The sequence below is a fragment of the Thermosynechococcus sp. genome (genome assembly GCF_046299635.1).
GTDB lineage: Bacteria > Cyanobacteriota > Cyanobacteriia > Thermosynechococcales > Thermosynechococcaceae > Thermosynechococcus.
Map to the genome: position 1 here is coordinate 23,667 of NZ_JBKBHV010000027.1, position 8,910 is coordinate 32,576.

Genomic DNA, 8,910 nt, shown 5'->3' on the forward strand with positions numbered 1-8,910 from the left:
CTATCCCAAGAGTCGTTTGACGGTGGCCACCAGTTCTGCCGGATCAAAGGGCTTGGTGATATAGGCATCTACCCCCTGTTTTTTGCCCCAGTGAATATCAAATTCTTCACCTTTGGTGGTGCACATGATGACCGGCACATTTTGGGAAGCCGCTTCGCCCTTAATCCAGCGGCACAATTCATAACCATTCATGCGCGGCATCACCACGTCCAGAATCACCAAGTCTGGGCATTGGGCTTTGATCTTTTCTTGGGCTTCAACGCCATCCTCGGCCTCGACAACGTCGTAGTTTTGCTCTTTCATTAGCTCAACAATCATTGCCCGTAGGGTAGGGCTGTCATCAACAATCATAATTGTAGCCATACAGAAGTTTCCCTGATGCCGCGCTGGGTTGTTCAACCATAGGAGTCATGTCTTGGGCAGTTGCTTGCGACTACCCATCCCTAGGATACCCACTTTTGAGGATTTTTCTAAATTCTCTTAATGCTCCCTTAACCAGTGTTTGGTGGCACTGAGAGATTTCTTTGCCAGATTTGAGCAATCGCGGCGGGGGTGCGCGGCAGTGGCTGATTTCGTCGCCAAGCAGCAGGACACTGTTGCCAGAGGTCTAAAAGAACGGGGATTCCCAGATGGGGAGCAAGGGTCGGCCATTGTGCAAAGACCCGCTGGGCGCGATCGCTCACTACTATCTGACCCTTGACCAGCACCATGATCCAGTCTGCCCAGCCGTAGACGAAATCCAGATCATGGGTGGCAATAACAATTGTGGTTCCCTGGCGGTGGATGTTCTCTAGGGTTTGGTGCAATTGCTGTCGCTGCTGGTAGTCGAGATAGGTGGTGGGTTCATCGAGGAGCAACAGGGTCGGTGCTAAAGCCATCACCCCCGCCAAGGCTACCCGCCGTTTTTGCCCCAAACTCAAGTGATGCAGGGGGCGATCGGCCAGATCCACCAAGTCAAAGTCCAGTAAGGTTTGGTGCAAGCGCGCTTCGATTTCTGCCCTAGGCAAGTCCAAATTGCACAGCCCATAGGAGATGTCCTCCGCCACCGTTGCAGCCACCAGTTGCTGTTCGGGGTCTTGAAGGGCCAAGCCAATGCGTTGGCGCCACTGCCGCAGTCGGTCTGGTTGATAGACAAGCCGTTGTCCTTGCCAGTAAATTTCCCCGCGATCGCGCCGATAGAGGGCTGCCGCCAAATAAAAGAGGGTGGATTTGCCCGAACCGTTTAGCCCCAAGAGGGCAACCCTCTGCCCTGCCTCGAGGGTAAAGGAGCAGTTCTGAAGCACAGGGGCGGGGGTGTGGGGATAGCGAAACTCCACCTGCTGAAACTCAAGGAGCGGAACGGACATCTCAGGCCACCATCGTGTTCAGCACAATGAGGGCACCGCCACCAATGAGGATTTCAAGGCCGTAGCGTTGGGAATAGACATAGGACGGGGGGTGTAAGATGCGAAACTGCCCTTGAAAGCCACGACTTAGCAGCGCAAGGTTGATTTGTTGATAGCGGTACAGAGACTGTCGCAGGAGTTGAGCTGCCAACAAACTCACGCTAAAGAGCCAGCGCGATCGCCGGAGATAGCCACCCCGTGCCCGTTGCGCCAGTTGCAGGGTCAGGGCAGTTTCCCAGAGAGTAAACAAATAGCGGTACATCAACATCAAAATCTCCAAAACAAAGCTCGGCACCCCCCAGCGGGCGGCCAGTGCTAGGAGAGACGGAAAGGGCGTGGTGAGCACAAGAAACAGCAACGCCGTACTGCAAACGGCAGTTCTTAGACCTGTGGCCAGCGCTTGCTTTAGACTTTCTGAGGTCACCACCAGCGACCAACCGCCAAGGGAAAGCTGAGCAAAAGGAGTTAACCCTGCCAGTTCCAGAGCTGGGTTGGGAACCACTTGCACCACCAAGGCCGGCAGGCTGAGACCCCAGAACGCAATGACGGTTCCCAACAGCAGGGCATACACCCGCCAAGGGATACGGGCATAGCCCAAAATCCAGAGGATTAACCAAAACCACAGCAGCCCTTGCACCAGAGGATGGGCAAAAAAGGCAACTCCCAGGGTGCCAAAACTGAAGAGCACCTTTTGGGCCGGGTGGAGCGATCGCAGGCGATTGGTGTAGGCATACCAATCCAGATGGTGATGCATGCCAATCGGTGTTCAGCTATGACCGTGGCTCATTGTTGGAAGCACTGGCGGAGGTTTGCCGCTGTTGGCGTCGCCGTTCGTGGTACCCCCCGAAAATAAAACCAATCGTCCCTGCCCCAAGGGCAGCTTGCAGGGCAAACAGGAGAGATTCAATTTCACTGCTGGCCGGTTCAAACACCGGCTCTACCCATGGCGTGTAGTCTGGGGAGAGTTCTTTGACCAGTTCGCCAGCTTGGGCATCGGCTCCCTCAAAGTCGCCTTTGACAAAAAGCAGCGGCCAAGCCACCAGCAGGACAAAGCCCCCCAAGAGTAGCCAATTGTTTTTCTGTCCTTTAGTCATGGCTGGTTTGTCCTCGAATCCATTGGAGCGCTGCAAGTTCCTCTGGGCAGTAGGTCATCAGCCAATTTCCCATCAGCACCGTTAGAAACCCCTCACTAATGGCTAAAGGGATTTGGGTAATGGCAAACAGAGCAGCAAACTTACTAAAAGACAGCGCAACGCTGGCATTGCTATCCGGAAAGGCCAGAGCCAGTTGCAAGGCCGTGAGACTGTAGGCAACTACGTTACTGAGGACGGCTGCTGCAAAAAGAGCCATCCCCTGCCGCTGCGTTAGCCTCTTCAGCAATTGAATAGGTTGCCCATGCTACCCAGGGGGCAACAACTGCCATGGCAAAACCATTGGCACCCAATGTCGTCAGACCGCCATGGGCAATCAGCAGGGTCTGAAAGAGCAAAACAAAGGTGCCCAGCACCGTCATGACCAACGGGTCAAACAGCGTTGCACCCAAGGCAATTCCCATGGGATGGGAGCAACTGCCCGTCACCGATGGAATTTTCAAGGAGGACAGGACAAAGGCAAAGGCTCCCACCAAGGCCAAGAGAACCTGCGACTCGGGGTGCCCTTTTAGGCGCCGTTGCAGTGCCCACAGACCGCTTCCTAAAAAAGGAAGAAAGGCGAGCCACCACCCCAAGGCCCATCCCCAAGGCAAAAAGCCTTCACTAATGTGCATCGCAAAAGCGGGGGTCGGACTGGCTATCACGCCATAGGCAGTGAGTAGGGCGATCGCTCCCAAAGGGCCATATCGCTTCATTTGCTTGCTCTGAATCATTGACCCGTTCCTAAACCCAAGTTGGTTCATTTTAGTTGGCTAACGGGTTAATTGAATATGCCCAGTGGGTGCTAAAACAAACTTTAGTAACTGCCATCTACACTCAAGAATTCATCGGTGACAAGACCTTAAGGCTGAAATTTGCATAAATTTCGATGTAGTCAGTACAACAGTATGAAGTCTAGTGTCATTATTAAATCGTAGGTACTGTTGCTATGTTCCCAGGGGGGAGTTGTCATGAGTGAACTGACTGCCTTTAGTCATGCTTTGAGTAGTGGTTATGAAGTAGTGGTGATCAAGCCGCAGTCCCTCAGTGATACCACCCTGATCGTTCAAGCACTGCGAGCCGACAAGGCAGTGATTCTCAATTTAGAGCACCTCGATGTGACGGAGGCACAGCGCATTTCTGATTTTGCCGCCGGCAGTACCTACGCCATCAATGGCCATCAGTCCCGCCTTGGGGATGGTGTCTTTCTCTTTACCCCCAGCATTATCAATATCCAAGAAGCTACGCCAACCCCCACACCGGCTGGATTGATCTAGGCTACTGATGAACCCTGAGGAGCTGCTCACCGTCAGTGAGTGTCAAGAGATTGATCAACTGCTCTTGCCAGCAGCAGATCGCTTTGCGATTCGAGTGGCCGTCTATGCCCAGCGCTATCTCCATGCCAGCGTGCCGTCCACTGCCCTTGAAGATCTCAGCGAAACCCAAATCTACGAGCTGGTGGCGACAGATCCCCAGTTGCAAGCGCAGGAGGAACGCCAAGGGGGATTTATGACTTGGTATGGCCAAATTCTCATTAGTGCCCTGAAGCAACTGCGGCACATTGCTGCTCAGGAGGGCGTACCCATTGCCGAGCTAACAATTCCCCAGATTAGTCGCTGGTTTGAGCAGCGCTGTCAGGCACGCTTGCGATCTTCCCCGCCGTCACCCTAAGAATTTGTGCCTGCTGTCGCCAAGGGGTGGCAAAGGGAGCAAGGTGCGTGGTGGTAATCAAGGTTTGGTAGCGATCGCCCATCACCTCTAGTAAAATGTGCTGTCGTTGCAAATCCAGTTCGGCCAGCACATCATCCAACAGCAGTAAGGGGGGATCGCCCACCACCCTTTCCAGCAGTTCCAGTTCGGCGAGTTTTAGGGCCAAGACAAGGGTACGCTGTTGACCTTGGGAGGCAAATTGACGGGCACTTTGGTGATTGAGGCAGAAGCGAACATCATCGCGGTGCGGCCCGACCAGACTGGTTTTTTGCAGCAGTTCAATGGGGCGGCGAGCTGCCAACGCCTCACTAAAGGCGGCAACAATGGCTTCTGTGCTGCCATCCCCAATCGGTACATGGCTTTCGTAGGTCAAGCTCAGGTGCTCGCGATCGCCACTCAAGACGCGATGCCAATGCGCTGCTAGGGGAGCCAAGCGTTCAATGAGGCGCTGGCGGCGGCGGATGATACGGGTGCCATTGATCACCAGTTGCTGATTCCAGGCTTGCCAGAGGGCTTCATCCCATCCTTGGCTGCCGGCCTGTCTGAGGAGGGCGTTCCGCTGCCGCAGGGCTTTTTGGTAGGTTTGCAGGAGTTGGCCATAGAGGGGTTCCAACTGCACCAAGATGCGGTCTAACCAGCTGCGGCGCAGAGCCGGGGTGCCGCGTACCAGCTCCAAATCGAAGCAGGAAAACTCTACCGCATTGAGTTGTCCTAGAAATTCCGCCGTGCGCTTGACGCTACAGCCGTTGACCCGCAGGACACGGCCCGACAGAGGTCGCAAACTCACCGCCAGCTCTAGGGAAACGCCGTGGCGCTCAAGGGTGGCTTCAATGTGGGCACTGTCGTGTCCCTGCTGAATCAGGTCGCGATCGCGAGGGGTACGGTGGGACTGCAACGTGGCCAGCCACTCCACTGCCTCCAGCAAATTGGACTTGCCTTGGGCATTGTCGCCCACCAGGATCGTTTTCGGAGCCACAAACCGCACCGCTTGCTCACTGTAGTTGCGAAAGTGGTGAAGATACAGCGATTTGAGAAACACCTACCCGCCCTTACCAGCCCCACGTGCCCGGCGCCCCCTTAAACGGCCCCACAATGTCGGGGGTAATCCAGCCGCCATAGAACCCCCCCGGTTGCGGCATCACCACCACACTATCTACGGTGCATTCATCCATCGGCCCGGCATAGAACGCAATATAGTTGCGGATTGCCGCAAAGGCAGGGGTCGGTTGGGGATAGTACCATGCGGCATTTTCCGCTTGGCGATCGCCCACCTTGACATGGTAGTAGGCACCCTGTCCTTTCCACTCGCAAAAGGTCTGCCGTGGTGAGGGCACCAGATACTGCAACTGCACATCCTCTGGCGGAAAGTAATACACGGGGGGGTGACTGGTTTCCAAGACGCGCTGTCCCCGCCGGGTGTCGGCAATCACCACACCATTAAACACCACCCGCAGGTGTTTTGACGTGGGTTCTACCCGGGGCGGACGGGGATAGTCCCAAACCGATTCTTGGCCAAGAGCAGGGGGAATTCGTTGCATGGGGTCTTCATTCCTAAAGCTCCTGCTTTGACAGTAACCGCTATGGCTCAAGCTTGGGAACTGGTTTGCCGCTCCACCAACCCCTGTTCGATGGCCAGTCGCACCAGCTCGGCACGGTTGTGAACTCCTGTTTTCTGAAAGAGACTGCTGACGTGTTTTTCAATGGTGCGGCCACTTAGGTGGAGGCGATCGCCAATCTGGGCGTTGGAGAGGCCCGCTACCAGTAACGCCAAGACTTCTTTTTCCCGCTGGGTCAAATCAACTGTAATGCGCTGGGTTTTCGGTGCCGAAGAGGACTGCTGTCGCTGCTGCCACTCGATTTGCACCAATTGCGCCCGATCCAGCAGGTGGCGCACCACCGCCGCCAACTCGTTGAGGTCAAAGGGTTTGGCCAGATAGACATCCCCCCCGCTGCGATAGGCGCGAATCCGCTCCTCCAACTCGGTGCGGGCCGTGAGGTAGATCACAGGCAGTAGGCGGAGTGAGGGATGCCGGCGTACCTGCCGCACCAACTCATAGCCATTCATATTGGGCATGGCAATATCCGTGATCAGCAGGTGGGGCTGATAGCGATGGATCATCTCCAAGGCTTGGGCACCGTCGGCTGCTGTGAGGCAACAATAGCCTTCGGATTCCAGAAAACGACTCACCGACACGCGAATGCCGGGATCATCGTCGGCAATGAGGAGCGTGAGGGACATGGGGAATTAGGTCTCCACTAGACCACAGTATTTCTCCACGCAGCGTACAAATAGCTCCACCCCAATACTCAAGACGGTCTCATCAAAGTCAAAGCGGGGATGGTGGTGGGGAAAATCTAACCCTAGGGTGCCGTTGGCCGACCCTAAAAAGAAGTAGCAGCCCGGAACTGCATTGAGAAAGAAGGACATATCTTCTGCTGCCATGGTTTGGCAATGGGGGGTTACGCCGGCGGGCACCTCGACCACCGATTCGGCCACCGATCGCACCAATTCTGCCATCTTGGCATCGTTGATGGTGGGTGGGTACATCCGCTGATAGTCAAACTGGTAGGTGGCGCCATAGCTCTGGCAAATGCCGGCAATGACTTGCTCAATCCGCCGCGGTAACCAGTCGCCCAGCTCCGGCTTAAAGTAGCGCACCGTGCCCGCAAAGGTGGCGCGATCGGCAATCACATTTTTTGCGGTGCCGGCATGCACTGCTCCCACGGAGATAACGGCGGTTTCTAGAGGATCCACATTGCGGGCAACAATCGTGTGCAGTGCCGTAATAATCTGGGCAACCACCAAGACGGTGTCCACCGTAAACTGCGGCAAGGCGGCATGTCCCCCTTTACCGTGAACCCGGCACTCAAAAAACTCGGCTGCGGCCATTAAAGGCCCTGCCCGTACCCCTACCGTCCCAACGGGCAGAAAATTCCAAAGATGCAGGCCGATAATGGCATCCACTTTTGGGGTATCTAGCACCCCCGCTTCAATCATCGGCTTAGCCCCACCGGGACCTTCTTCGGCAGGTTGAAAGATGATTTTCACCGTACCGGCAAAGTTGCGGTGCTGGGCAAGGTATTTCGCCGTACCGAGGGCGATCGCCGTATGACCATCGTGCCCGCAGGCATGCATTTTCCCCTCATAGAGAGAGCGGTAGGGCTTATCATTTTCCTCCTGCACCGGCAGGGCATCCATATCTGCGCGAATTGCCAGCACCGGCCCCGGCCGCATCCCCGGAATCACCGCTTCAATTCCCGTTTGGGCAATGCCCGTGCGATGCTGAATGCCCCATTGCCGCAGCTTTTCACCGATAAAGGCCGCCGTCCCGTGCTCCTGAAAAGCCAATTCGGGGCGCTGATGCAAATAGCGTCGCCACTGCACAAGTTCGGGCTGGAGGGCAGCCACCTCTGGACGCAGTCGGCAGCTCAGTTGCGGGAGATGAAAAGCCATTGAGGCAACAGTGCGATGGAGCTAAGACCTGATCTCTAGCATAAACGAACGATGTCTCCTTGAAAGTTTCCATTAGTTTCCATTAGTTTCCATTGATTCGGCTGGGAAAGGCTCCCAGCACACCCCGATTGGCGGGTACGTGCCGCAGTAGCGGGTGTTTCCATTGATTCGGCTGGGAGCAAGTCCCAGCACTTAGCGGGGCGGGAATCGGTGCCCAAGTTCTTGTAGTTTCCATTGATTCGGCTGGGAGCAAGTCCCAGCACCTGTCAACCGACAGGGTGAGCTTTTCATGTCAAAGCGTTTCCATTGATTCGGCTGGGAGCAAGTCCCAGCACTCGAAGCCATTCTCGACATTGCCGAATCCCCTGAAGTTTCCATTGATTCGGCTGGGAGCAAGTCCCAGCACACGAAGGATTCCATTTACTGGGTCGCCGCCGCCGTGTTTCCATTGATTCGGCTGGGAGCAAGTCCCAGCACACTCCCGCCAGAACTCTCGACGAGTTGGCAAGTAAGTTTCCATTGATTCGGCTGGGAGCAAGTCCCAGCACGTGATTTTCTTCGACGAGGTAACGGAAGCAGACCGTTTCCATTGATTCGGCTGGGAGCAAGTCCCAGCACAAACTAGAAACCCACATGCTAGCCGAAACGACCACGTTTCCATTGATTCGGCTGGGAGCAAGTCCCAGCACGCCCAAGCGACCTGATAAGTTTTTGTGCGTTTATGAGCGTTTCCATTGATTCGGCTGGGAGCAAGTCCCAGCACAATTAGACTCAACACCTGCAATTATGTAATCTGAGTTTCCATTGATTCGGCTGGGAGCAAGTCCCAGCACCCTGAGACTACCTATGAGGTAGTCCATACCACCTCGTTTCCATTGATTCGGCTGGGAGCAAGTCCCAGCACTATCTACATTATCATCAACACTCGAAATGAGCACACCGTTTCCATTGATTCGGCTGGGAGCAAGTCCCAGCACCGTAAATCCTTATTAGGAAAAGGAAATAAGAAGAAGTTTCCATTGATTCGGCTGGGAGCAAGTCCCAGCACTTAGTGGAGGAGGATGAGGCTGTTGAAGGATGCCTGTTTCCATTGATTCGGCTGGGAGCAAGTCCCAGCACGGGGTCAGAAAGAAAGTTCTCCATCCCTTCGTCGAGTTTCCATTGATTCGGCTGGGAGCAAGTCCCAGCACCGTAAATCCTTATTAGGAAAAGGAAATAAGAAGAAGTTTCC

General features: G+C 55.1%; 10 protein-coding genes, 1 pseudogene and 1 CRISPR repeat array. Of the genes and pseudogenes, 2 read left to right on the forward strand and 9 right to left on the reverse strand.

Annotation, left to right across the window (positions count from 1 at the left end):
- From ACK4IR_RS10360 to ACK4IR_RS10380, 5 genes and pseudogenes are all read right to left on the reverse strand, one after another.
- On the reverse strand, positions 1 to 363 hold the full coding sequence (locus tag ACK4IR_RS10360; RefSeq protein ID WP_409874286.1) for a response regulator transcription factor: 363 nt from the start codon (positions 361 to 363) through the stop codon (positions 1 to 3).
- 128 nt (positions 364 to 491) lie between these two features.
- Entirely contained in the window at positions 492 to 1,346 is an 855-nt protein-coding gene (locus ACK4IR_RS10365) for an energy-coupling factor ABC transporter ATP-binding protein (RefSeq protein WP_409874287.1), read from the reverse strand.
- A gap of 1 nt (position 1,347) precedes the next feature.
- Positions 1,348 to 2,139, reverse strand: coding sequence for a cobalt ECF transporter T component CbiQ (gene cbiQ / locus ACK4IR_RS10370; protein WP_409874288.1), 792 nt, complete (start codon positions 2,137 to 2,139; stop codon positions 1,348 to 1,350).
- A gap of 16 nt (positions 2,140 to 2,155) precedes the next feature.
- Positions 2,156 to 2,479, reverse strand: coding sequence for an energy-coupling factor ABC transporter substrate-binding protein (locus ACK4IR_RS10375; RefSeq protein ID WP_409874289.1), 324 nt, complete (start codon positions 2,477 to 2,479; stop codon positions 2,156 to 2,158).
- A pseudogene (locus ACK4IR_RS10380) lies at positions 2,472 to 3,150 on the reverse strand (energy-coupling factor ABC transporter permease). Before ACK4IR_RS10380 ends, ACK4IR_RS10375 begins: the two are co-directional and overlap by 8 nt.
- A 336-nt stretch (positions 3,151 to 3,486) precedes the next feature.
- On the opposite strand from ACK4IR_RS10380, the gene ACK4IR_RS10385 reads away from it, so the two are divergent.
- Entirely contained in the window at positions 3,487 to 3,792 is a 306-nt protein-coding gene (locus tag ACK4IR_RS10385) for a cell division protein SepF (RefSeq protein WP_409874290.1), read from the forward strand.
- A 7-nt stretch (positions 3,793 to 3,799) separates the two neighbouring features.
- Complete coding sequence (locus tag ACK4IR_RS10390; protein WP_409874291.1) at positions 3,800 to 4,186, forward strand: hypothetical protein; 387 nt, start codon at positions 3,800 to 3,802, stop codon at positions 4,184 to 4,186.
- Here the strand turns inward: ACK4IR_RS10390 and recF are convergent.
- From recF to ACK4IR_RS10410, 4 genes are read right to left on the reverse strand one after another with little or no spacing between them, the layout of a single operon-like run.
- Positions 4,125 to 5,264, reverse strand: coding sequence for a DNA replication/repair protein RecF (gene recF / locus ACK4IR_RS10395; RefSeq protein WP_409874292.1), 1,140 nt, complete (start codon positions 5,262 to 5,264; stop codon positions 4,125 to 4,127). The two genes, ACK4IR_RS10390 and recF, sit on opposite strands and share 62 nt — an antisense overlap.
- A gap of 10 nt (positions 5,265 to 5,274) precedes the next feature.
- Positions 5,275 to 5,763, reverse strand: a complete 489-nt coding sequence (locus tag ACK4IR_RS10400; protein ID WP_409874293.1) for a DUF427 domain-containing protein — start codon at positions 5,761 to 5,763, stop codon at positions 5,275 to 5,277.
- Positions 5,764 to 5,810: 47 nt separating this feature from the next.
- Positions 5,811 to 6,464: a response regulator transcription factor gene (locus ACK4IR_RS10405; RefSeq protein WP_409874294.1), complete on the reverse strand. Its 654-nt coding sequence runs from the start codon at positions 6,462 to 6,464 to the stop codon at positions 5,811 to 5,813.
- A gap of 6 nt (positions 6,465 to 6,470) precedes the next feature.
- Positions 6,471 to 7,679 carry a M20 family metallopeptidase gene (locus tag ACK4IR_RS10410; protein WP_409874295.1) on the reverse strand — a complete coding sequence of 403 codons (1,209 nt, stop codon included), beginning with the start codon at positions 7,677 to 7,679 and terminating at the stop codon, positions 6,471 to 6,473.
- 85 nt (positions 7,680 to 7,764) lie between these two features.
- Positions 7,765 to 8,869: a CRISPR direct-repeat array (repeat unit 36 nt; unit sequence GTTTCCATTGATTCGGCTGGGAGCAAGTCCCAGCAC).
- Positions 8,870 to 8,910 lie beyond the last annotated feature (41 nt).